The 22120-nt window shown below is 44.8% G+C and carries 22 protein-coding genes and 1 tRNA gene; 12 read left to right on the top strand and 11 right to left on the bottom strand.

Annotation, left to right across the window (positions count from 1 at the left end):
• Position 1 precedes the first annotated feature (1 nt).
• Both hisG and murA read right to left on the bottom strand, forming a co-directional pair.
• Positions 2-640: an ATP phosphoribosyltransferase gene (hisG, locus tag IPL34_RS11540; protein WP_296841600.1), complete on the bottom strand. Its 639-nt coding sequence runs from the start codon at positions 638-640 to the stop codon at positions 2-4.
• Positions 640-1899 (bottom strand): UDP-N-acetylglucosamine 1-carboxyvinyltransferase, encoded by a 1260-nt coding sequence (murA, locus tag IPL34_RS11535; protein ID WP_296841599.1) that lies wholly within the window; start codon positions 1897-1899, stop codon positions 640-642. Before murA ends, hisG begins: the two co-directional genes overlap by 1 nt.
• Positions 1900-2096: 197 nt before the next feature.
• Between murA and IPL34_RS11530 the strand changes: the two genes are divergently transcribed.
• The gene (locus IPL34_RS11530) at positions 2097-2474 is read left to right on the top strand and encodes a TusE/DsrC/DsvC family sulfur relay protein (RefSeq protein WP_296841598.1); all 378 of its coding nucleotides are present in this window, start codon (positions 2097-2099) and stop codon (positions 2472-2474) included.
• Between the two features lie 342 nt (positions 2475-2816).
• Positions 2817-4568: a gamma-glutamyltransferase gene (gene ggt / locus IPL34_RS11525; protein WP_296841597.1), complete on the top strand. Its 1752-nt coding sequence runs from the start codon at positions 2817-2819 to the stop codon at positions 4566-4568.
• On the opposite strand, the gene IPL34_RS11520 is transcribed toward ggt, so the two are convergent.
• Complete coding sequence (locus IPL34_RS11520; RefSeq protein WP_296841596.1) at positions 4569-4940, bottom strand: hypothetical protein; 372 nt, start codon at positions 4938-4940, stop codon at positions 4569-4571.
• Positions 4941-5079: 139 nt separating this feature from the next.
• Here IPL34_RS11520 and IPL34_RS11515 point away from each other — a divergent pair.
• Positions 5080-5153, top strand: a tRNA-Gly gene (locus IPL34_RS11515).
• A 165-nt stretch (positions 5154-5318) separates the two neighbouring features.
• On the opposite strand, the gene IPL34_RS11510 is transcribed toward IPL34_RS11515, so the two are convergent.
• Together IPL34_RS11510 and IPL34_RS11505 are read right to left on the bottom strand one after the other, a co-directional pair.
• Positions 5319-5480 (bottom strand): type II toxin-antitoxin system YafQ family toxin, encoded by a 162-nt coding sequence (locus tag IPL34_RS11510; protein WP_296843065.1) that lies wholly within the window; start codon positions 5478-5480, stop codon positions 5319-5321.
• 74 nt (positions 5481-5554) lie between these two features.
• Positions 5555-5791, bottom strand: a complete 237-nt coding sequence (locus IPL34_RS11505; protein WP_296841595.1) for a type II toxin-antitoxin system RelB/DinJ family antitoxin — start codon at positions 5789-5791, stop codon at positions 5555-5557.
• Positions 5792-5996: 205 nt separating this feature from the next.
• Here IPL34_RS11505 and IPL34_RS11500 point away from each other — a divergent pair, with 205 nt between their 5' ends.
• Positions 5997-8642 carry a COR domain-containing protein gene (locus IPL34_RS11500; RefSeq protein WP_296841594.1) on the top strand — a complete coding sequence of 882 codons (2646 nt, stop codon included), beginning with the start codon at positions 5997-5999 and terminating at the stop codon, positions 8640-8642.
• Between the two features lie 72 nt (positions 8643-8714).
• Here the strand turns inward: IPL34_RS11500 and IPL34_RS11495 are convergent, their stop codons facing one another.
• Together IPL34_RS11495 and IPL34_RS11490 are read right to left on the bottom strand one after the other, a co-directional pair.
• Entirely contained in the window at positions 8715-9614 is a 900-nt protein-coding gene (locus IPL34_RS11495; RefSeq protein WP_296841593.1) for an alpha/beta fold hydrolase, read from the bottom strand.
• Between the two features lie 64 nt (positions 9615-9678).
• A complete protein-coding gene (locus IPL34_RS11490) occupies positions 9679-10221 on the bottom strand; it encodes a Crp/Fnr family transcriptional regulator (RefSeq protein ID WP_296841592.1) in 543 nt (180 codons plus the stop codon).
• A 77-nt stretch (positions 10222-10298) separates the two neighbouring features.
• On the opposite strand from IPL34_RS11490, the gene IPL34_RS11485 reads away from it, so the two are divergent.
• Positions 10299-11015 (top strand): DUF4395 domain-containing protein, encoded by a 717-nt coding sequence (locus tag IPL34_RS11485; RefSeq protein WP_296841591.1) that lies wholly within the window; start codon positions 10299-10301, stop codon positions 11013-11015.
• A 139-nt stretch (positions 11016-11154) separates the two neighbouring features.
• Here the strand turns inward: IPL34_RS11485 and IPL34_RS11480 are convergent, their stop codons facing one another.
• The gene (locus IPL34_RS11480; protein WP_296841590.1) at positions 11155-11769 is read right to left on the bottom strand and encodes a cation transporter; all 615 of its coding nucleotides are present in this window, start codon (positions 11767-11769) and stop codon (positions 11155-11157) included.
• A 65-nt stretch (positions 11770-11834) separates the two neighbouring features.
• On the opposite strand from IPL34_RS11480, the gene IPL34_RS11475 reads away from it, so the two are divergent.
• From IPL34_RS11475 to IPL34_RS11465, 3 genes are all read left to right on the top strand, one after another.
• On the top strand, positions 11835-12263 hold the full coding sequence (locus tag IPL34_RS11475) for a helix-turn-helix domain-containing protein (protein WP_296841589.1): 429 nt from the start codon (positions 11835-11837) through the stop codon (positions 12261-12263).
• A gap of 113 nt (positions 12264-12376) precedes the next feature.
• Complete coding sequence (locus IPL34_RS11470; protein WP_296841588.1) at positions 12377-12868, top strand: hypothetical protein; 492 nt, start codon at positions 12377-12379, stop codon at positions 12866-12868.
• Positions 12869-13087: 219 nt separating this feature from the next.
• Positions 13088-14629 (top strand): ATP-binding protein, encoded by a 1542-nt coding sequence (locus tag IPL34_RS11465; RefSeq protein ID WP_296841587.1) that lies wholly within the window; start codon positions 13088-13090, stop codon positions 14627-14629.
• 33 nt (positions 14630-14662) lie between these two features.
• Here IPL34_RS11465 and chrA read toward each other — a convergent pair whose 3' ends face one another.
• Positions 14663-15979: a chromate efflux transporter gene (gene chrA / locus IPL34_RS11460; RefSeq protein WP_296841586.1), complete on the bottom strand. Its 1317-nt coding sequence runs from the start codon at positions 15977-15979 to the stop codon at positions 14663-14665.
• A gap of 180 nt (positions 15980-16159) precedes the next feature.
• Here chrA and IPL34_RS11455 point away from each other — a divergent pair, with 180 nt between their 5' ends.
• The 4 genes from IPL34_RS11455 (at position 16160) to aspS (ending at position 20819) form a co-directional block, all read left to right on the top strand.
• Positions 16160-17242: a polysaccharide lyase gene (locus IPL34_RS11455; RefSeq protein ID WP_296841585.1), complete on the top strand. Its 1083-nt coding sequence runs from the start codon at positions 16160-16162 to the stop codon at positions 17240-17242.
• Positions 17243-17472: 230 nt separating this feature from the next.
• Positions 17473-18120, top strand: coding sequence for an outer membrane beta-barrel protein (locus tag IPL34_RS11450; RefSeq protein WP_296841584.1), 648 nt, complete (start codon positions 17473-17475; stop codon positions 18118-18120).
• Positions 18121-18224: 104 nt separating this feature from the next.
• The gene (locus IPL34_RS11445; RefSeq protein WP_296841583.1) at positions 18225-18803 is read left to right on the top strand and encodes an outer membrane beta-barrel protein; all 579 of its coding nucleotides are present in this window, start codon (positions 18225-18227) and stop codon (positions 18801-18803) included.
• A gap of 246 nt (positions 18804-19049) precedes the next feature.
• Positions 19050-20819, top strand: coding sequence for an aspartate--tRNA ligase (gene aspS, locus IPL34_RS11440; protein WP_296843064.1), 1770 nt, complete (start codon positions 19050-19052; stop codon positions 20817-20819).
• Positions 20820-20885: 66 nt separating this feature from the next.
• Here aspS and def read toward each other — a convergent pair whose 3' ends face one another.
• Both def and IPL34_RS11430 read right to left on the bottom strand, forming a co-directional pair.
• Positions 20886-21389, bottom strand: a complete 504-nt coding sequence (gene def / locus IPL34_RS11435) for a peptide deformylase (protein ID WP_296841582.1) — start codon at positions 21387-21389, stop codon at positions 20886-20888.
• A 62-nt stretch (positions 21390-21451) separates the two neighbouring features.
• The gene (locus IPL34_RS11430) at positions 21452-22081 is read right to left on the bottom strand and encodes a metallophosphatase domain-containing protein (RefSeq protein ID WP_296841581.1); all 630 of its coding nucleotides are present in this window, start codon (positions 22079-22081) and stop codon (positions 21452-21454) included.
• Between the last annotated feature and the right edge of the window lie 39 nt (positions 22082-22120).

Here is a 22120-nt window from a genome sequence, read left to right as displayed (position 1 = left end):
CTTATCTCTTTACTTGCACAGCGGCTTCAATGTGATTAATCAGCTTTTGAATGCGCTCGTGTTTTAATCTCATAGACGCTTTGTTCACAATTAAACGGGAACTAATGTCTGCCATATGCTCTAAAGGCTCTAATCCATTGGCGCGTAAGGTATTGCCCGTATCGACTAAATCGACAATACAATCGGCTAATCCTACCAAAGGCGCTAATTCCATCGAGCCGTATAATTTAATAATGTCTACTTGCCGACCTTGGCCAGCAAAATAATGCCGCGCACAATTCACAAACTTAGTGGCGACTTTTAAATGCTCTTTAGGTAAAGGACGATCCGTAAAACCCGCTACCATCAATTTACAGTTAGCAATTTTAAGATCGAGCACTTCGTAAATATCCTGTCCACCGTGCTCCATCAAGACATCTTTACCCGCTACTCCCATATCAGCCGCCCCATATTGCACATAGGTAGGCACATCGGTAGCGCGGATAATGACGATTTTCACATCAGGATGATTGGTATCGAGAATCAGTTTACGGCTGGTTTCAGGATCATCGAGTGGCTCAATACCAGCCACTTTCAACAGGGGAACAGTATCTTTAAAAATACGCCCCTTGGATAAGGCTATGGTGAGTTTATCTTTCATCACTCATTCACTCGCGTAATCTTAGCGCCCAACTGTGCAAGCTTTTGCTCAATACGCTCATAACCTCGATCCGTGTGATAAATACGATCTACCAAGGTCTTACCCTGCGCGGCTAAGCCTGCCAAAATCAAACAAGCTGAAGCACGTAAGTCAGTTGCCATGACGGGAGCACCTTTTAGATTCGGCATACCGGCTACAATCGCCGTATTGCCCTCTAAGCGGATATTCGCCCCTAAACGTTTCAATTCAGCGACATGCATCATGCGATTTTCAAAGATAGTCTCGACAATCACGCCAATGCCCTGCGAGCACGCATTCATCGCCATGAATTGCGCCTGCATATCGGTGGGAAAAGCGGGATAAGGGTCAGTACGAATATCCACCGCTTTTAAGGTGCGACCGCGCATATCCAGCTCAATCCAGTCCGCACCCGTTTCAACTAAAGCTCCGGCTTCGCGGAATTTTTGTAATACCGCATCCAGCGTATCAGGCGCTGCTTTGAGCGCTTTGACTCGCCCCCCCGTAATCGCGGCGGCGGCTAGATAAGTACCTGTCTCAATACGGTCAGGGAGCACGGTGTAATCACAACCTGTTAAGCTCTCGACTCCTTCAACCGTGATTTTAGAAGAGCCAATGCCTTCGATCTTGGCGCCCATTTGGACTAGGCAGTTCGCCAAATCGACCACTTCCGGTTCACGCGCTGCATTTTCTAATACAGTCGTCCCTTCAGCCAGTACCGCCGCCATTAGTAGATTTTCAGTCCCCGTGACACTGACAATATCCATCACAATACGCGCACCTTTGAGGCGTTTAGCTTTGGCGCGAATATAGCCTTCCTCGACTACAATTTCTGCGCCCATTGCCTCTAAGCCCATGAGATGCAGATTGACCGGACGATCACCAATCGCGCAGCCGCCGGGGAGTGACACTTCGGCTTCACCAAAACGCGCCACCATAGGCCCTAAGACTAAAATCGAGGCTCGCATAGTGCGAACTAATTCATAAGGCGCTTTAAAGGTATGAATCGTGGAGGTGTCCGTATGAATATTATTATGTTCATCGGTATTCAGGGTGACACCCATACCCGCAATCACCGCCGCTAAGGTGCTTACATCCTTTAAACGCGGTACATTGCGAATGGTCATGGGGGTACTAGCTAATAAAGTAGCTGCCAACAAGGGCAGAACGGCATTTTTAGCTCCCGAAATTTCAACTTCGCCCTCCAAGGCGACCCCACCTTCAATCAAGAATTTTTGCATGGTCTAGCTCATCCAGCATCAGCGCTATGAAAAGGGGCAATCATAACCAAAAATGCGGGCAGTTTCACGAAACTATCAAGTTTTCCGCAGTAAGGAGTATCTCTTCACCAGCCTTGACCCCTGCAAAGGCTCGGCGTAGCTTTAAGGTTGAGTATTTAACTCAACTACCGCTAGTTATTAAAAAAAGGAGGATACTAATGTCTGCTATGGCTCATACCGCTACTTTAGACGAAATGTTCCCACGCGCTGAGGTGGTAACTCGCGCTCCCTTGCCTAAATTAAAGACCCCTGCTACCTATCAGCTCATTCAACATAATGCTCAAGCGCATCACCTAGACCTCACGGATGATCACCAAGAGGTGATTGATTTTGTATTAGATTTTTATGAGCACTGTGATGATTGCGAAAATGCCCGTGAATTAGCCGATCTGCTGGATGCAGAATTTGCGATGGAAGGGGGAAGAAAATATTTGTATCAACTGTTTCCTAGTGGCCCACTGTCTACCATTCACGAACTAGCCAACTTACCCCCTCTCGGTAATGAAACAGATCCTAGTTTTGGCACACGTTTTTAAAATCTTAGCCTATCTCCTGTTAACTAAGCTGTAGAGCTATACGCTACTCTACAGCTTAGTTCTTGATTACGAATATCAGCAAGCACTTGAGCAAAAGTAATTGCGCATTTCTTCCGCAGCCGCTGTGAATACATCCCTGTACGCTACAAGGCGGCATCCATGCCGCCAAGACTGCTCCAGAAACACGCAATTACTTTTAGGTAGCCCCTTAACTCTTGCTCTAACGTTTTTTCTAAGGTTTTCCTCGATTCACTGATCTTCGGTTACACTCATAATCTGATATAAAACTCTGCACCTTGACAGACTCTCTTCAATCGCCCTACCACAAGGGCAAGGATCAGTATGAAACTATTAACCCTCAGTGTGCTTATTAGTGCGCTTTTAATACCTAGCACTTACGCCAAACAAACCAGCGACACTATCAATCCACAAATCGCTACCACTAATATCACTAAGCAATTAGTCAAAGCCCAAGAGTTTATGGTAGTGACCGCTAATCCTTATGCTACTCAAGCGGGTTTAGAAGTGTTACAAGCGGGAGGCTCTGCTGCGGATGCTGCGATTGCGGTACAGCTCACCTTAGGGTTAGTTGAACCGCAATCCTCAGGGTTAGGCGGTGGTGCACTGATACTTTACTGGGATAATCAGGAAAAACATTTAGTCGCTTTAGATGGACGCGAAACCGCACCCCAAGCGGCAACGCCTGATATGTTTTTGGATAAAGAGGGTAGGCCACTCGCCTTTATGGAAGCAGTGGTAGGCGGTAAATCAGTCGGCACACCGGGCACTCTGAAACTACTAGAGCACTTACATAAAAAGTATGGCAAAGCAGCATGGGCAGACTTATTTAAAACGCCCTTACAATTAGCGCAACAGGGTTTTATCGTCAGCCCGCATATGGCTGAACAAATTGCTAGCTCGGCTGAATCCTTACAACGCTTTCCTGCAACCCAAGCTTATTTCTTTGATGCTGAAGGTGCTCCTCTCAAAGCCGGTACTTTACGTCCTAATCCAGACTATGCCGCCACTTTAAAGCTCATTGCCGAACAAGGAGCCAAGGTATTTTATGAAGGTGAAATTGCTCAGGATATAGTTAAAACGGTTAATGAAGCACCGACTAATGCGGGGTCACTGAGCCTAGCGGATTTAGCTAACTATACCGTCAAAGAACGCTCGACTGTGTGTATGGAGTATCGTGCACATGATGTATGCGGTATGGGACCACCCACTTCAGGTGGTGTCGCCATTGCCCAGATTCTAGGTATATTAAGCCATTTCGATTTAGCGCAGACGGGCTATGACAGCACTGAGAGCTGGCGTTTAATGGGTGATGCTACCCGTCTCGCCTTTGCGGATCGTAATCGTTATTTAGCCGATAGTGATTTTGTCGATGTTCCGGTCGATGCATTACTTAACGCCGATTATTTGGAAGAACGTTCACAAGCCTTATTAACGGGTGCACCGCTTAAATCGGTGTTTCCGGGAGACCCCGCTACTAATCCGTATTTGACGCAACGCTTTGCGGATGATCGTGCTTTAGAATTGCCCTCTACCAGCCATTTTGTCATTGTCGATAAAGACGGCAATATCGTATCGATGACTACCACTATTGAAAATGGCTTTGGCTCACGCTTAATGACACGCGGCTTTTTATTGAATAATGAGCTAACCGATTTCTCGTTTGTTGCTGAAGAAAATGGTTTACCTGTGGCTAATAAAATCGAGCCAAATAAGCGCCCACGCTCCTCTATGTCACCGACTATTGTGCTGAAAAGTGGGAAACCTGTATTAGCGATTGGCTCGCCCGGCGGGAGTAATATTATATCTTATACGGCTAAAGCGCTGATTGGCGTGATTGATTGGGGCATGGATGTGCAACAAGCAGTCTCTATGCCGCATATGGTGAATCGCACTGGTGATTATTATTTAGAAAAAGGTACTAGCGCTGAGGACTATAAACCTAAGTTTGAAGCAATGGGCTATACCGTCAAAGTCGATAATCTCAATTCAGGTTTACATGCGGTGGCGATTAAGGCTGATGGTTTGGAGGGGGGTGCTGATCCACGTCGTGATGGTGTAGCGCTAGGTCAATAGTCATGGCAGCGGGCGCTTGGTGGAAGTAGCGCTTATGCTTTGCTTGGCGACAATATAGGTCACAAAGCGCCCCACGAAAAAGGCTATGAGTACCGGAATCATGAGTTGATGTATTACCCATTGATCAGCTTGGGCGAGCATGAGGGCGAGCATGAGGGCGGGTATTTGAGCGCGAATGATGAGTACGTAGAGGATCAAGAGCCAGATGCCTAGTATATCGAGCAATACGGCGGTAATGATTGCCCAGAGTGCAAATTGTGCATTGACTAATAGCCCTAGGGTTAAAACCATTGCGGTGAGTATCATGCTAATCACGGCAATAGTTTTGTGTCCGGTATACCAGTAATACCAATAGCTTCTAAAGCGATACATGCTGAGCGTCATCCGTTGTTGTGGTTGATGGGCTAAGTGTACTGTGTTTTAGAGGGGTGTGAGGGATTAGCCTAGCGATGGTGTAGTAAAAGAGCATTGCCATTTAGGGTTTGAATACCTACAATAGCAAGCCTCTCAAGCGGGTGTAGTTCAATGGTAGAACGGCAGCTTCCCAAGCTGCATACGAGGGTTCGATTCCCTTCACCCGCTCCAGTCATTCGTTCCTTATCGTTCTATAGCGTCCTAAATCCTTCAAAAATCAGCACTTTACCCTAGTTTTATTGTCCGCTTACGTTCTGCCAAATACCACTAGAGCCTAAATTTTCGTGTAGTAAGCTGAACAAGCTCTAGGCTAACGAAATAACTGTGCGTGTGTACCTATCGTGTCAATACTACTTCATCATCAATGACTCGATAGATCACCAACATATCACCACCTACATGAAACTCTCTAAAGTCGCTCCATTCTCCTAATAGCGCGTGGTCTCTTGCCTCCTCCGGTAGTAACTCTCCCTTGCGTAACACACTCAAAAAGTAGATGAGCTTATCAAACTGTGAATCCGCAAGGTTTACATTCCTAAAATCTCTGATGAATAGTCAATGACGCTTTAGTTTCATTGCAACTCTTCAACTTTGAAATCATCGATATTTTTGCCCTCTCTGACTTCTTGCATGGCTTGAAGGGTTTCAGCATTAGGTATCTTGACTTCAAAGGGTAATCCTTTGGTTTGTACCACCATGCTGACAAAAATATTGACCGCATCAGTAAAATTCATCCCTAAACTGGCAAGTATCGCTTTAGCTTCATTAAAGGTTTCTTCTTCAATGCGCATACTGGTCTGTATTTTCATGGTTCAATCCTCTTTTTGTAATTCATTGTATACCATACTACTCACCACTCTCTAGAAAGTCCATGAGTGTCTATCATTACTCGTCTGTACTTTGACAAGAACGGCTTAATTAATAAGTGTATTAGCAGTCAGTGTTTACTGATTTACTCGCTCTAGTAGGTTGCATTAAACTTCAGCAATCCGCGCCCTTAACCCTAGGTCTATTATGCTCAGTCCCCTTGAGATTGCTTTAGAACGTATTGACGTGTGCCGCCAAACTCAAGCGCCTCGCTTGGATTTGAGTAATTTATTGCTTAAGGAAATACCGCCCAGTGTTTTCGAGCTGGTGTGGTTAGAGGAGTTAGACTTATCTATCCAACATCAGATGTTTCCTTGGCTCAGAGGATTTATTAAGGTACTTCCTCCTGAAATAACTCGTTTAAGTCGACTTTCACATTTAAACCTAGCGGGGCAACGCTTGAGTGATCTCAGACCTCTGCAAGCCCTTAACCAATTACAATCCCTCGATTGCAGTGGCAATAAAATCACCGATCTCAGTCCCCTGCAAGCCCTTAACCAATTACAATACCTCGATTGCAGTCACAATAAAATCACCGATCTCAGCCCCCTGCAAGCCCTCACACAATTACAATCTCTCAATTGCGGTTACAACCCCATCGATGACATCAGCCCCTTAGTGGCTTTGCCCTATTTAGTAGAGCTTGATTGCAGTAGGCTAAAGCTTCCCTCGTTAACCTTCTTTGGCGAGCAACAATTTCCTCTGTTAAGTCAGCTGACTGCAAATGAATGCTCAGTGATCGACCCACACCATATTGATCAATTTATTTATGAACGCGAAAGGATACTGTATTTAGCAGGAACTAAAATTGATTACCTACCTAGCGTTATATTAGGCAGTGAATACGAGGATTGTTATGAGAACTTATTACGCTATTACAAGGCACTAGAGCGGGGCTATGAATGGAAGCGGCAACTAAAAATTCAATTCATAGGCAATGGGAGGGTAGGCAAGAGTAGTTTAGCCTATACCCTACAACACCAAAAAGCCGCGCCCCCACAAATGCCCTCAACGCATGGTATTACCATCGAAACCTGCTCACCCACCCCTCACAGTGATGCACCCATCACATGGCAACTCTGGGATTTTGGTGGACAAGAAATCTATCATGCGACCCATCGACTTTTTTTAAGTGACGACTGTTTATATATATTGGTGTGGGCAGAAGAAACCGAAGAGCAACCCGACGAAATTAATCATCCCGTGAGTTACTGGCTGGAAGCTATTCATGATCTCGCCCCGCATAGTCCCGTGATTTTAGTAAAAAATCAGATAGATCGTTCTGATAAATACCCCAACGCTTCTCCCGCTGATGTCAATAGTACGATGCTAGGCGCTGATCAAATTCGCCAAGCTGCCAAAATTTCAGCCTTGCAGTATAAGAATATTAATAGCTTAAAGGGCATGATCCACGATGTGATTGAAGAACTCCAAGGGCGGGTTTGCCTCAAGTTGCCACGCTCATGGCTAGCTGTCGAGGAGGCGATTAACCAACTCAAGCCCACCCAAAAAACTCTGAGCTTTGACAGCTTTACCACACTTTGCCAACAGCACCAGATTGATTATGCCGAGTGGTTTGCCGACTATTTGCATAAGACGGGAGTGGTGTTTTATCAACAAGGCGCATTTCAAGATCACATGATCTTAGATCAAAACTGGATCATCGAAGCGGTTTATAAAGTGTTTGACCGTAACGCCCCCTATCGACAACGACTATTTAAAAAAGGGGGGCGCTTATCAGGTTTTGAGACTCAATTGATTTGGCAAAATACCGAGGAGTCCGAGCGGGAAATTTATCTCAATTTCATGCGCGATTGCCATATTTGCTATGAGATCAATCGTGATTGGAACACTCCCTTTGAAGAGCGCGAATATATCATTCCAGCCTTTTTAGCAGAGAAAAATCCGACGGAGAAATTATGGCGCTATGAGCCTAGTAAGGACTGGCAGTATAACGTTCACTATCCCTTCCTACACCGCAGCATTATCGAGCGTTTGATTATTCGCTTGGGCGAAACCTATAAAGATAATGCTCAACCTTGGCGCGAGGGGATTTATTGTGAGACTGAATGGGGACAAGTGTCTTTAGTGTCTCAGATTCCCGATAAAACCCAATCCAACAAGGGCTATTTGCAGTTTAGCCTACGCGGTAGTGATCAAGAACGCTTACTCTATGCCTTGCGTAAATTAGTTAAAGAAATCAGTCCTCACTCGCGTTATCAAGAGTTTCTACAAAAAGAGCCTTGTACAGAACCTAGCCCTTTGCCCGCCTTTCAGGAGCAAGACACTATGACCTCACGCTTAGATAAACCGATAGCCAAACCTGCGATTCAGGTATTTATTTCTTACTCTAAAGAAGATAAAGAGCATCGCCTAGAACTAGAAAAACGTCTTAAAAATATTAGCCGTCAGTTTAAGGTTCAAGCGTGGACTGATGCACAATTATTAGCAGGTGGGCTAGTTCATGCGGACATTAAGGAGCAACTGATTAAAGCCGACTTGATTCTACTCTTGATCAGCCCTGATTTTATGGCTACCGACTACTGTTATGAGATTGAGCTACCCTTAGCCCTAGAGCGCTATCAAGCTAATCAAACGATTGTCATACCCATCATTGTGCGCGATACACCCGACTGGGCAGAACAAGCTATAAACGGCTTTAAGCTAGGCGATATTACCGCCCTACCTACTAAAGGTCTGCCTTTAACTAAATGGTCTCATAAAGATGATTTTTGGTCCGATGTACAGCTAGGGCTTAAAGCACGGGTGAAAAACTTATTAGCCACCGACTAATCCTACAACCTCTTGGCAATACCTTAAGCATCTGCTTGCTCAGCACTGATTTATGAGTTTACCTATTGAAAATCACTCAAAAAACTCTACTGTTTTTTCAACCAATTCATCGGCATATAAATCTAAAAAGAAATGGTCTGCCCCCTCAATCATAACGGCTTGCACATTAGCTTGTTTGATGGGTTCCATCTGAGCCGGTAAGTCCTGCATAGTAGTATCCTCTGACCCCATAATGACCAAAGTAGGCTTAGTTATTTTAGATAATAGACTAGGGGTATTTTTACGCTCATCAGCACGGTAATAAGACACAATAGACTTAGCACTCACTTTGGCTTTTTCACAGTACACAAAACCCGCTGTATCTAATACCTCAGCACCTTGCCCAGCCGCTACTTTAGCTTGAGCGTTATTCACCAACTCTACTAAAGGTGTCTTATAGCGCTCCTCATAATCACTAGCGCTTTTTTCTGCACTCCAAGTCGCAGGGGCAATTAATACTATTTTCTTAATCAGATCATTATCTTGCTCACTGGCATACCACGCGATTTGATTACCGCCGCGTGAATGCCCCATCAGATAGACTTGTTCTACTCCCTGCTCTTTGAGCCATCGCATCCAAGTACCGATTTCTTGCATGGCATCTTCATGCTGATGTTGATGCTCAATGGCGCAATCCAGCATTTGTGAAGGGCGCTGATCAAGGCTATAGCTCAGATTAATGCTCAGCGTATTAAAGCCTTTGTCATTTAACAACTCCGCGACGGTTTTAATAATCTCCACCCGATTATGAGCCAATGTGCCGTGTAACAGCAGCACAACACCATCTTGAATTTTTTTATCACTGGCTAAATTAAGATCCGCACGTAGGGTCAAATGATCTTGTTTAACCGTAACCTCCTGAGCGAATAAGGGAGCTAGCCCCAAGCTCAAATACAGCACCACTGAAACCCAAACAGCACGTAAAGTTATCATCACATTCCTCCTATTGATTGCGCTACAACGGTAATAACACAGCTAGCTTTCAATGCCTAGTTCTCTAGTGGGTTAAATCTCGCTTAGCCAGCTCTCGATACAGCGCTTCAGGACTCACACCCAATTGAGCTGCTAATGGTTTCCACTCACCTTTCGGTGGCAATGGTATTTCATGCCAATTCAACCATGCATCAAGGCGAGCCGCTACCGTTTTTAAGGCTAGTAATTCGCGTTGAAAACGGGCTTGCTGCACTTGTTGAGTTAAGTACTGCATCCAACTAAAGGCTAAAGTAGTGTCGTGTTGTAGCGCCGTCAGTAAACCCGCTTTAGGCGTCAGCCATAAACGGCAATCAACTTCCGCGAGTCCATCACAATGATAGACTTTTGAAAACAGTGAGGCTTCCGCTACAACTTGCTGTACGCTTGCCCGCTGTAAGATCACACTTGAGCCGTCGACTTGGTGACGTATTAGACTTACCTGACCCGCTAATACAATCATTCCATAATCGACCACCTCACCCTGATGAAACAGAAAGCTACCTGCCGCAAACTCACGTTCACGCCCACCCGCTAACGCCATAAATTGGTCAATTAAATAATCAGACATGATCACGATCATGTCATGCACGGTCTGCTACTGGCAAGATACCAACTAATTTATAGGTCTTAGCTTAAAGAGTGACTATGGCAATATTAGGTTTTGGCGAACAGCAAGCGGGTTATAATATTCCGGTACTGAATGAACGCGAAGTGCGGGCTGCGGCGGGTATTTTATTAGTCTTAGGGCTGATTGCTTTTATGAATGCGTGGCTAGTAGGTGATTTTTATTGGACACGTTTAATGGTCACGGGCTTTTTAATCGACTTCATTATTCGAGTACTGATTAATCCGCGCTATGCGCCTAGTATGATTGTAGGGCGCTTTATCGTCCGTCACCAAGCACCTGACTATGTGGGTGCACCCCAAAAACGCTTCGCTTGGGCGATTGGTTTAGTACTCGCTTTGATTATGTTTTATCTGGTGGTACTCAATCAGGTAGTAGGACCTATTAATATCTTAGTTTGTACTACCTGCCTGATTTTATTAGGCTTTGAAAGTGTATTTGGTATTTGTTTAGGCTGTAAGCTTTATCAACTCTTCCGACGCTCAACACCTCAGTACTGTGCGGGACAAAGTTGTGAAACCCATACACCGCAATCGGTTAGCCTAGTTCAATGGCTAATTTTAGCTAGTGTTAGCGGGTTACTCTTCGCTATGAGTCATACCTTATTAAAACCTACCGTCATGAGCGCTCCTGCTACCTCAACCCCACAGGCGCATCCTACTAAAGACTGTACCCCACCCGACTGGGCAGTCAAAATGGGGCACGCGGAAAAATGGAAATTACATAATGGTTGCTAATAGTGATTGAGTGCAAAGCACCCGCCTAAAAGCCATTATGCATTTCCTCCGCAGACGCTGTGAATACATCCTTGTACGCTTCAAGGCGGCATCCTTGCCGCCAAAACTGCTCCAGAAACACATAATGGCTTTTAGGCGCTTACGCTATCGCCAACTCACTCCGTGCTTGCTTAATAATTTGATAGGCAGCACTTAAAGCGAGGCTTGCCATAATGATCGCCACAATAAAATCCGGTAAGCCGGACTGCGTACCAAACACACCTAATGCCGCCAACATCACCGCTATATTACCTAGCGCATCATTACGACTACATAACCACACACTACGCATATTGCTATCACCCTCACGCCACGCATAGAGCATAACAGCTACGGTCAAATTGGCGACCAAAGCTAATGCCCCTACCGTTCCCATCGTCAGCGCTTCAGGCACGCTATTAGTCATCAAACCCCAGAGTGCATCACCCAAAACCCAAATACCAAACGCTACCATCGTTGCTGCTTTAATCAATGAAGCCCGCGCCCGCACAGTAACAGCTAAACCTAATACCCATAGGCTAATCCCATAGTTCGCCGCATCCCCTAAAAAATCGAGTGAATCGGCTAGTAATGCGGAGGAATTAGCCTTTAAACCGTAGCTAATCTCAACGACAAACATCAGCGCATTAATAATCAATGCTGCCCACAATACTTTACGATAACGATTACTTGGTGCGGACTCCACACTACAACCGTGCTCATGATCACAAGCCATAATCTCTTGCTCCTCAATTGACATTAGGATTATGCTAAAGCCTGTAGTCACTACAGGGTCAAGCCATGACTGAGGAATTAACCATAGGCGCATTAAGTAGCGCATCGGGTGTTGCGATTGAGACTATTCGCTACTATGAAAAAAGCGGCTTACTAGCTAAAGCCAAACGCAGTCACAATGGCTATAGACGCTATAGCTCAGCCGATACCCAACGATTACGTTTTATCCGGCGTGGACGAGATTTAGGTTTTAGTATTGAGGAGCTTAAGACCTTATTACAATTGGCAGCTCACCCCGAACAACCTTGTGCTCAAGCGGATGAATTGGTGCAAAATCATTTGCATGAAGTCAAAGCTAAAATCCGTGACTTACAAGCGATCCAACAGGTTTTAGAACAATTACAAGGATGTAACAGTCATAATGCTGAACATTGCCGCCTCCTAGAAGCGCTTGATCATCGCCATTGTTGTACTCCGGTGGATCTTAGTTGTTAATGCAATATCCAAAAGATTTCCACGGTTTGCAAGGCGAGTAGGTAGTGTGTGACCACTGTAATATCGGCTTGGGCTGTTCCGGTAATATTTGTTTAGGCATGACAGGTAACATAATGGCGTTTATAGATACTTTCATAGAATGGGCTTGGGCTAGACATCACAACATATTGAGCTGGTATATTCGCCCTTTGTTTCTACTACCATTTTGCTATTTCGCCTATCGACGCTCTGGGTTGGGTATTTTCATTACAGTCCTTGCTCTGGCTACCAGCATGTTCTGGTTTCCAGCACCCAAGACCGTCAGTACTGAGGTACTGTCAGCATTACAAGCTGAAAAGGAATATTTGCTTGGCTCTTGGACTATTTGGAAACTATTGCTAGCCCTATTAGTGCCAGCAAGCTTTATTGCTCTTGCGGCGGCATTTTGGAAGCGCTCTTATATGCTAGGTCTACTCGTTATCAATGCTATGGTGCTTATCAAGATCCTATGGACATTGGTTATTTTTGATAAGCATGCAGCATTGGCGCATCTAGTGCCCGCTATAGTTGGGCTTAGTGTTGTTAATCTGGGTGTACTCTACTGGCTAAAAAGACATAGGCTTTAGTGTTAAAAATACGATTCTTACCATTTCGCTAGGGCAATACTCAATCTAGTCTGCACCTTGTTTCAGCGTTAGACATCGGGTGTCTAGCAAACTACTAAAGGCAATATCTTGAGCATGCTAAAAGGGTTTGGCTCGATGGTTCGGTTAAGATCAGCAGGTTGGGGACTTAACTACAAAATGCTATCCTAACCCCATAGCCACTGAAAACAGAGTCTCGCTATGTTGCAACGCCTACCCGTCGGTATCCAAACCTTTGAGAAACTTCGGCAAGACAATTACTTGTACGTAGACAAAACCGAAGCCATCCATCAGCTACTCTGTAGCAATGCAGGCTACTATTTCCTTTCACGCCCGCGCCGTTTTGGAAAATCCCTACTGCTCTCCACCATCAAGGAAATTTACCAAGGCAAGCGCACTCTATTTGACGGTTTATGGATTGCGGATCAGTGGAATTGGAACAAGGTACATCCGGTCATTCACTTATCCTTTGCTAGCATGGGCTACCGTACCATGGGCTTAGAAGCAGCGATTGCAGCCGAATTGCAAGCCCTAGCCCAACAATTGGGTTTAGTACTACCTCCCACTGAAATTGACCGCCAGTTCCGTGAATTACTCCGTCAACTGGCTATTCGTGATGGCAAAGTTGTGCTGCTCATTGACGAATACGACAAACCCTTGATTGATTACCTTGATGACATTCCCCAAGCTAAAACCAATCAGCAGGTGATGAAAACCTTTTATTCGGTACTCAAAGATAGTGACCCACATCTGGAATTTTTGCTGATTACGGGGGTATCGAAATTCAGTCGTGTGTCGATTTTTTCCGATTTAAATAACCTGTTTGATCTGACGATGGATTACAGTGCAGCAACCTTATTAGGCTATACCCAAACCGAATTAGAGCAGTATTTTGAACCCTATATGCCTGCTGTGCAAAAGCGGATGAAAGTTGACCGCGAAACATTACTGGAACAATTACGCTACTGGTATAACGGCTATCGGTGGGATTTAGAGTCCTCAGTTTACAACCCTTATTCGATTTTGAGCTTTTTTCAAGCGCAAGCCTTTCGCAATTTCTGGTTTGAATCCGGCACACCTACCTTCCTCCCTAAGCTGATGCACCGTGATAAGGTCTATCGGCTGGATACCTTCAAAGTCGATGAATTAATGCTGGGTAATTACGACTTGGAAACCTTGCAACTAATTCCAGTGATGTTTCAGACCGGCTATTTGACCCTGCAAAGCCAAGACAAGCGCGGTATGTATTGGCTCGACTACCCCAACCGTGAAGTGCGTAACGCGATGCTGATTTTTCTGATGGCAGAATGGGCGCATGTTGAGCCAGCCTATACTACGCCAATGGTGGTACAGCTCAGTGACGCCTTCGATAACAACGATATGCCCGCTCTGATTGAAGTCATTAAAACCATGTTTAAGAAAATCCCTTATCAGATTTTCATTAAAGACCGTGAAGCGTATTACCACAGCCTCATTTACCTAACGTTTTTCTATCTGGGGCAATACTCTGAAGCCGAAGTAAATGAAAATAATGGGCGGGTGGATTGCGTGGTGAAGACAGCAACACATATTTACATTCTCGAATTCAAGCTGGATAAAAGCGCACAAGTGGCGATGGAACAGATCAAAAGCCGCGATTATGCCGGCGCATTCCGTGACGACCCACGCCCGAAGGTACTGGTTGGGATCAATTTCAGCAGTGAGCTAAAGAGTGTGGATGATTGGATGATGGAAATGGGTTAAAGATTTAGCCTAGGGAAGCTAATATTAATGTTACTAAAGCATAAACGCTGCTAAACCCATCAGCGCACTCGCTGCTAATACCAACATAACATCGCGTTTATACTTCCATAAGGCTATAAAAGCAGCTAGGGCTAGCGCTATAGCAAACCAATCCACTCGGCTCAGGAAAGAACTAGCAGGTGTAACCTGCCAGAACGTGTGGTAGGCAAAAAAGAGGGCTAAATTAACAATCACACCGACCACAGCCGCAGTAATTGCCGTTAAAGGGGCGGCGAGTTTTAAACTATCGCGCGTCGACTCAACTATAGGCGCACCTGCAATGATGAACATAAACGAAGGTAAAAAAGTGAAAAAGGTGGCAACACTAGCGCCTAATAATCCGGCTAGCACAGGATTCACTACCACGTCTTTTGCCACTCCGCCCATATAGCCCACCCAAGTGACAATCATAATTAATGGTCCCGGGGTGCTTTCTCCTAAGGCTAAACCATCCATCATTTGTGGCGCAGTTAACCAAGCATAGGTTTTCACTGCTGCCTCTGACACATAGGGCAATACTGCATACGCACCCCCGATCGTTAAAAAAGCGGCTTTAGTAAAAAATACCCCCATCGTCTGTAAAGTGGGTTGACCTGCGATTAGCCACAATACTCCTGCCCAAATTAAGAAAAAGGCTACTAGGGTTATGATGAGCTTAGACCATGAAAACTGAGCGTGTTGAGGTGTAGGAGTATCATCATCAATCACTGCTTTACCATAAGAGCGAGTGCTTTGGGCATGGCTAGCACTGGCTTGGAAATAGTTGGGTTTATAGTGCCCCACTAATACCCCAACTAAAGCCGCTGCTAACACTATCCAAGGAAAGCCAATACCCAATAGCATAGCCACGAGCGAACTTATAGCTACTGCCCATAACAGAGGATTATTCAATACCCGTAAACCAATACGCCACGCGGCAAATAGCACGACTGCTACCACAGCCGGTTTAATGCCATAGAATAATCCTTGCACAACTGGCAGATGACCCCACTCCAAATACGCCCAAGCTAACCCCGATAAAATTAAAAAGGCAGGCAAGAAAAACAGCACACCCGCCATGACCGCACCCACAATACCGTGCAACAGCCAACTAATATAAATCGCTAATTGAATCGCCTCAGGACCGGGAAGCACCATACAGTAGTTTAAAGCATGGAGAAAACGTCGCTCCGAAATCCAGCGCTTACGCTCCACTAGATCGGTGTGCATCAGTGCAATTTGCCCCGCAGGACCTCCAAAGCTAATAAAACCCAGCTTGAGCCAGTAGGCAAAGGCTTGGAATAAGGTGGGAGCTTCGGGGGTATCACTCATAAACGGGCATCTCATGAAATATTAATAACCACCCCTACACTTTAACATTAATCCCCTGACCTACTACACCTCTTATCTCTGCTAACCTAGACTACACTCAATTAATACTACCCCTAACCTAGCCTACTCCAATTAATATTGCTGGTTAGATGCTATAAACCCCATGGAGAACACTCATTAATGAAACTAACTTTTAAAGCCTTAGGTTTAGGACTACTACTGCTGAGTAGTGTTATCACTACCTCCGCACAAGCTGCCGCTGCGCGTGGTATTCAGGATAAAGTCACCATCATCAAGATGACTAATCCAGATCAAAAGTTTGATGTAGCCGCTAAATTACAATGGAATGCTAGCTATAAACGCTGGGATCGTATTTTAGTGACCTATAATAGTAACCCTGTGCCTCCGCTCACTCATCCGGTGTGGAGCTATCTGTCGAATATGCGCATTCCCACTCAAGCAGGCACTAAGCCCGGAGAAAACCGCTTATATAAGGTGTTCTACTTGCAAGCCTATTGTAATGGGATCACTCCACTAGCGAGTGGTCGCCCTATGGTTGTGAATTTTGAAAATGCGACCTTGGGCGTTTATAACCAACGGGAATTTTTCCGCGATTGGAACTGCCCCAATTGGAATGATACTGGTATGAAATACGCCTCGATTGTGCGAGGAACGGGGCGAGCGGGTAAAGTATTACAAATTACCTTGCCGTCGGGTCATGCCGGTTGTGCAGAGCGCGGAGGTGACGCCTGTGTACAATGGAAACCACACATGGGTACACGCGCTGAACAATTAACCTATAGCTATTGGTTGCGCTTGGCTCCGAATTTTGATTTTGGTGCAGGTGGGCGTTTACCCGGTATAGGAAGCGTTGTGCCTCATCCTGAAGGTACTAAGCCTAATGGCAACAATAGTTGGAGTGTGGGAGCGGCTTGGAAAGGCGACGGTAGTGTGGGGCAATATGTGTATCATATGGATCAATCCGGCTCCAAAGGCGATTTTTGGGCTTGGAACACCGCCCCTCTGAATAAAGGTCAGTGGTATCAAGTCAAAACCACTATTAAAGTCAACGCCCCTAATCAAAGTAATGGAGCGGTGACAACTACACTGAATGGCAAAACGGTATTAAATAAAACGGGATTACGCTTCCGCCAAACCGATAAGCTGACGATTGAACGTCTATTATTTAATGTCTTTTATACGGGACGTGCGCCTAGTAAAGCTAATCAGGTTTATATTGATAACTTTCAATTGACTCCCTAATACATTGCCCTAAAGGATAAAGGGATAGCTCAATAAGCACGAGTCTTATCGTGCTTATTTTTCATTCTTATTGTTTACTTTATAATCAAAGTAAATCCTATTAGCTCAACCAGCCTTTTAGATCTTTCCCCATTTATCCGAAAAAACTGAGTTATAGCCCAATTCTTCTTAAACTTAGCAGCAATAACATAAAACCCATTCTCAACGACAAAATAATATAGGGTGTCACTATGAAATTACTTCATTGGGCTACGACATTAGTTACTACACTTCTAGTTACTACTACAGCTCATGCAGGTTCCCTAACCGCTGATGATTATGCCGAAGACGCTGCGCCATTAGTCGGTGACTACCAAGCAGGCAAAGTCTATTTCGGTGCTGCTATGGGCTATATCTCCAGCTCAGATCGCGGACGTGGCTTTATGTGTGGTGATGCCACTTGTACCGACACCTCGTGGAAAGCCTATGCAGGCTACCAAGCCACCGAAAAAATAGCCGCTGAATTAAGCTATCACAATTTTGGACACTATGAGTTTTGGGGTGGTACAGGCACTTCTAAAGCCTTGTGGGATTCAGACCCGACCGGTTTAAGTGCTAGTGCTAAAGTATCGACAGGTTTATTTGATAAGGTTGATGTCTTTGGACGTGTAGGCTTTTTAGCGTGGAATGCTCCCACTGAAATTACCCCTCAATATAGTGGCTCTAGTAGCTCCAGTAGTAGCGAACCGATGGATAATAGCGGTACTGATTTAATTCTAGGCGTTGGAGCTGATTATAAATTAGGTGATAATTTAACAGTACGCGGTGAATATGAAAAGGTGGGAGGGGATATGAATGCTCATACTTTTTCTGTCGGAGCTAATTATAAAACCTTCTAGCTTTTAATTTTTAACTATTAAATGATTTAAGAGGGTATGAAACCTCCGCCCTCTTAATAAAATAACTATAAATAAACTATCAATAATAACAATACAGGGCGACTATGAAATTATTTCCCAAATGGTTAGCTGCTGCCTCTCTTGGCTTGCTAGCTCCCTTTAGCTATGCCGACTCCTCTTATGATGCTTTTGTCTCCCCCGAAAAAAAAGCACCGGATTTAACCGGTTTTTATGGTGGTCTAAGTGCAGGCATTTATCAAACCGACTGTTTTATTGCCGATGATAGTTGCAGAAGTGGTGCTTGGAAACTCTATGGTGGCTACGATATTACTGAAAAAGTATCCTTAGAATTGGCGTATCATAATTTAGGCACGATTGAAGATCTGGATATTAGCGGTACAGGTGCTAGCGGCGTGGTTAATTTACCCGTAGGCAAAAATGGCTTCTCGGTCTTAGGTAAAGTCGGTGCGGTGAAATTAAATGCTAAGGGCACGGTTAAAAATGTGGTAGACACACAAGTCATTGCTAGTGAAGTGAAAAAATCTGCCACAGGTATGCTTATTGGTGGTGGGACAGAATACGAGATTGATAATAACTGGAAAATCCGCACCGAATACGAACACATTGGCGGTGATTATAACTTAGGTTTATTTAGCATTGGGGTAGGTTACTCCTCACTCTAACATCCTAATCCACCTCAAGGCGGCATTCTTGCCGCCAAGACCCTTCTACAGACAACTCTACAAACGCCTACTTTTGTGGGTGAGTTTTGTGGAAAGTCGGTCTCATTATCTTGCACCTGAAGCTGGCAAAGCTTACCATCTCTGGTTTTCTAAGTGCCTCTCATAATAAGCCAACTCTAATAATAGGGCCCATTTCTAGAGGCGCTTAAGCCAACTCAATAAATGATTGTCAGGAACTATACTATGATGCGCAGCCATTATTGCGGGCAAGTGGATGAAAGCTTGCTAGATCAAACCATTACTTTGTGCGGCTGGGTCAACCGTCGGCGCGATCACGGGGGCGTGATTTTCGTCGATTTACGTGATCGGGCGGGATTAGTGCAGGTCGTGTTTAATCCTAATCCACAAGAAATGTTTGCTAAAGCGGAACGGGTGCGTAATGAATATGTATTACAAGTCACTGGTGTAGTACGTCGCCGTCCAGAAGGAAGCGAAAACCCCGATTTATTCAGCGGTAAAATTGAAGTCTTAGCTAAAGAACTCAACATTCTCAATGAAGCAGCGACTCCTCCCTTCCAATTAGATGAAGACAATGTGGGTGAGGAAACACGCTTAACTTATCGCTATATCGATCTGCGCCGCCCTGAAATGCAGCAACGTTTTCAAACACGGGCGCGTGTTACCGGATTTATTCGCCGCTATTTAGAAGATAATGGCTTCCTCGACATAGAAACCCCAATGCTCACCAAAGCAACCCCTGAGGGTGCACGCGACTATTTAGTGCCTAGTCGCACTCATCCGGGGTCATTCTTTGCACTACCGCAATCACCACAGTTGTTTAAGCAATTGCTGATGATGTCAGGTATGGATCGCTATTATCAATTTGCGCGTTGCTTCCGTGATGAAGACTTACGGGCTGATCGTCAGCCTGAGTTTACTCAGATTGATATTGAAACCTCGTTTATGGACGAGAACGATATTATGAATCTGATGGAAGGCATGATGCGGGCCACTTATAAAGAAGTGCTTAATATTGACCTGCCTAATCCTTTCCCACGTATGCCCTATTCTGAGGCTATGCACCGTTTTGGTTCAGACAAACCGGATATGCGTAATCCGCTAGAATTTGTCGAAGTAAAAGATTTAATGCAGGAAGTGGAGTTCAAAGTATTCGCAGCCCCTGCTAAAGATCCGAATAGCCGTATTGTGGCGCTACGTGTGCCTAATGGTGATCAGTTATCACGTAAAGATATTGATGACTACACCAAATTCGTGGGGCGCTACGGTGCTAAGGGTCTGGCTTATATTAAAGTCAATGATCTGAATGCCGGTATGGAAGGCTTACAATCGCCAATTTTAAAATTCTTACCTGATGCCGTAGTCAAAAATATTCTAGATCGTACTCAAGCACAAAATGGCGATTTGATTTTCTTCGGTGCAGATAAAGCGCGGGTTGTGAATGATGCGATGGGTGCGCTACGCTTGAAGGTGGGTCAAGACTTGAATTTACTGCAAGGGGATTGGGCTGCGCTTTGGGTAGTTGATTTCCCTATGTTTGAATTTGACGATAAAGAAAACCGTTGGGTAGCTATCCATCACCCCTTTACTGCCCCTAAAGGTGATGATTGGATGACTAATCCGGGTGAAGCCTTATCGCGTGCTTATGACATGGTATTAAATGGTACTGAAGTCGGCGGTGGCTCGATTCGTATTCACAGCATGGACATGCAAAAGCAAGTGTTTAATTTATTAGGTATTTCTGATGAGGAAGCCGAGCAGAAATTCAGCTTCCTACTCAATGCTTTAAAATACGGTTGCCCTCCACACGGTGGTTTAGCCTTTGGCTTAGATCGTTTATTAATGCTGATGACGGGCAGCCAGTCGATTCGTGACGTGATAGCGTTCCCAAAAACTCAAACCGCCGCTTGCCCCTTAACCAGCGCTCCGGCTGAAGTACCTGCTAAGCAATTGCGTGAATTGAATATCCGCGTGCAATTGCCAGAAAAACAAGCTTAAAGCTTTGGTTAGTTAATACTTATGAAAAACCCGCTGTGATAGCGGGTTTTTTATTGTGCTTATGCTCTACATTAAGTCTGGGTCTAAGCGATCTACAAACAACACACCATTTAAGTGATCGACTTCGTGTTGAATAATGCGTGCGACAAAACCACTATATTCAGATTCTACGGTTTCACCTTGTTGATTGATATAAGTGACTTTTAAGCGCTCGGCACGCGCTACTGAAGCACGCGTATTCGCCACACTTAAGCACCCTTCTTCCCCTAAACACATCTCATCAGAATACCAATTAATCTCTGGATTCATCATAGCGATAGGCTCCATAGGAGGCGCATCGGGATAACGCGGATTAGGACGCGAAGCCACCATAATAATCCTTAAGGATTGAAACACTTGTGGTGCTGCAATGCCTACCCCATTTGCCGCTAACATAGTGGCGTGCATGTCTTGAATTAAGGTCTGAATACTAGGGTGCAAAGGATCAATAACAAGCTGAGCGACTTGGGCTAACACTGCTTCGCCTTGTTGTGCGATGGGTAAAATTTTGGCTTCCGTATTAACTAGCATAATGTATTAGGGTGCTGATTAAGAAGGTTCATCAATAGCTTTTGTTAAGTAAGTTATTAACATCAAAGCTCTATTTTAATCGGTGGATTTTTAAACTGATAATCTTCATTTAACGAGCAGGCATTAATAAATAAAGTCTCACCCTGCTCTAAAATGCCATAACTTTCATGAATATGTCCAAAGGCATGAATACGCGGTTTAATCTGCTCCACTGCCGTTAATAGCGCTTCACACCCTACCTGCTCACCGTCATAACACAGATCTAAAATGCCATAAGGCGGAGTGTGCGTGATTAAAATATCCGTATAGTGTGGAATCTTACGCCAGTGCTCCTGCAACTCTTTGCCGCGCGAGCGATTAAAAGCCCAATGACAAAATACGGGTTGAATGGGCGAACCCCAAAAATAATAGCCATTAATTTCAATCCCCGAATCATTTAGATAGATCACGCCATTCTTGCTAAATAATGCTTCAGCCTCTAGGCGGCGATCATCCTCAAAACTCCAATCATGATTACCCGCAATCACAATCTTGTGTTGGAACTTTTGCTTGCCCATAAATACGGCAAAATCTTCCACCTCCTCGAGCTCACCGATGGTACTGAAATCACCACAATGTACCAGCACATCGCCCTGTCCTAGTTTTAAAAAAGGGTGTTTACCGTGAGTATCAGAGATAAAAGTTAATTGCATACTACCTACTCCTCTCGTAGCTTGTTATCAATTATAGGC

Origin of the sequence: Thiofilum sp., from assembly GCF_016711335.1 — a bacterium.
GTDB lineage: Bacteria > Pseudomonadota > Gammaproteobacteria > Thiotrichales > Thiotrichaceae > Thiofilum.
Note: the sequence above shows the minus strand (reverse complement) of the source record. Positions and strands in the feature narration are given on the sequence as shown.

What these genes read in the sequence shown, in the direction of transcription:
- IPL34_RS11450 (WP_296841584.1), top strand. Translation starts at nt 17,473, where the DNA reads ATGAAATTACTTCATTGGGCTACGACATTAGTTACTACACTTCTAGTT.
- hisG (WP_296841600.1), bottom strand. Translation starts at nt 640, where the DNA reads ATGAAAGATAAACTCACCATAGCCTTATCCAAGGGGCGTATTTTTAAA.
- IPL34_RS11475 (WP_296841589.1), top strand. Translation starts at nt 11,835, where the DNA reads ATGACTGAGGAATTAACCATAGGCGCATTAAGTAGCGCATCGGGTGTT.
- IPL34_RS11520 (WP_296841596.1), bottom strand. Translation starts at nt 4,940, where the DNA reads ATGTATCGCTTTAGAAGCTATTGGTATTACTGGTATACCGGACACAAA.
- chrA (WP_296841586.1), bottom strand. Translation starts at nt 15,979, where the DNA reads ATGAGTGATACCCCCGAAGCTCCCACCTTATTCCAAGCCTTTGCCTAC.
- IPL34_RS11490 (WP_296841592.1), bottom strand. Translation starts at nt 10,221, where the DNA reads ATGTCTGATTATTTAATTGACCAATTTATGGCGTTAGCGGGTGGGCGT.
- IPL34_RS11505 (WP_296841595.1), bottom strand. Translation starts at nt 5,791, where the DNA reads ATGAAAATACAGACCAGTATGCGCATTGAAGAAGAAACCTTTAATGAA.
- IPL34_RS11470 (WP_296841588.1), top strand. Translation starts at nt 12,377, where the DNA reads ATGGCGTTTATAGATACTTTCATAGAATGGGCTTGGGCTAGACATCAC.
- aspS (WP_296843064.1), top strand. Translation starts at nt 19,050, where the DNA reads ATGCGCAGCCATTATTGCGGGCAAGTGGATGAAAGCTTGCTAGATCAA.
- IPL34_RS11430 (WP_296841581.1), bottom strand. Translation starts at nt 22,081, where the DNA reads ATGCAATTAACTTTTATCTCTGATACTCACGGTAAACACCCTTTTTTA.
- def (WP_296841582.1), bottom strand. Translation starts at nt 21,389, where the DNA reads ATGCTAGTTAATACGGAAGCCAAAATTTTACCCATCGCACAACAAGGC.
- IPL34_RS11455 (WP_296841585.1), top strand. Translation starts at nt 16,160, where the DNA reads ATGAAACTAACTTTTAAAGCCTTAGGTTTAGGACTACTACTGCTGAGT.
- IPL34_RS11500 (WP_296841594.1), top strand. Translation starts at nt 5,997, where the DNA reads ATGCTCAGTCCCCTTGAGATTGCTTTAGAACGTATTGACGTGTGCCGC.
- IPL34_RS11480 (WP_296841590.1), bottom strand. Translation starts at nt 11,769, where the DNA reads ATGGCTTGTGATCATGAGCACGGTTGTAGTGTGGAGTCCGCACCAAGT.
- IPL34_RS11465 (WP_296841587.1), top strand. Translation starts at nt 13,088, where the DNA reads ATGTTGCAACGCCTACCCGTCGGTATCCAAACCTTTGAGAAACTTCGG.
- IPL34_RS11495 (WP_296841593.1), bottom strand. Translation starts at nt 9,614, where the DNA reads ATGATAACTTTACGTGCTGTTTGGGTTTCAGTGGTGCTGTATTTGAGC.
- murA (WP_296841599.1), bottom strand. Translation starts at nt 1,899, where the DNA reads ATGCAAAAATTCTTGATTGAAGGTGGGGTCGCCTTGGAGGGCGAAGTT.
- IPL34_RS11530 (WP_296841598.1), top strand. Translation starts at nt 2,097, where the DNA reads ATGTCTGCTATGGCTCATACCGCTACTTTAGACGAAATGTTCCCACGC.
- ggt (WP_296841597.1), top strand. Translation starts at nt 2,817, where the DNA reads ATGAAACTATTAACCCTCAGTGTGCTTATTAGTGCGCTTTTAATACCT.
- IPL34_RS11485 (WP_296841591.1), top strand. Translation starts at nt 10,299, where the DNA reads ATGGCAATATTAGGTTTTGGCGAACAGCAAGCGGGTTATAATATTCCG.
- IPL34_RS11445 (WP_296841583.1), top strand. Translation starts at nt 18,225, where the DNA reads ATGAAATTATTTCCCAAATGGTTAGCTGCTGCCTCTCTTGGCTTGCTA.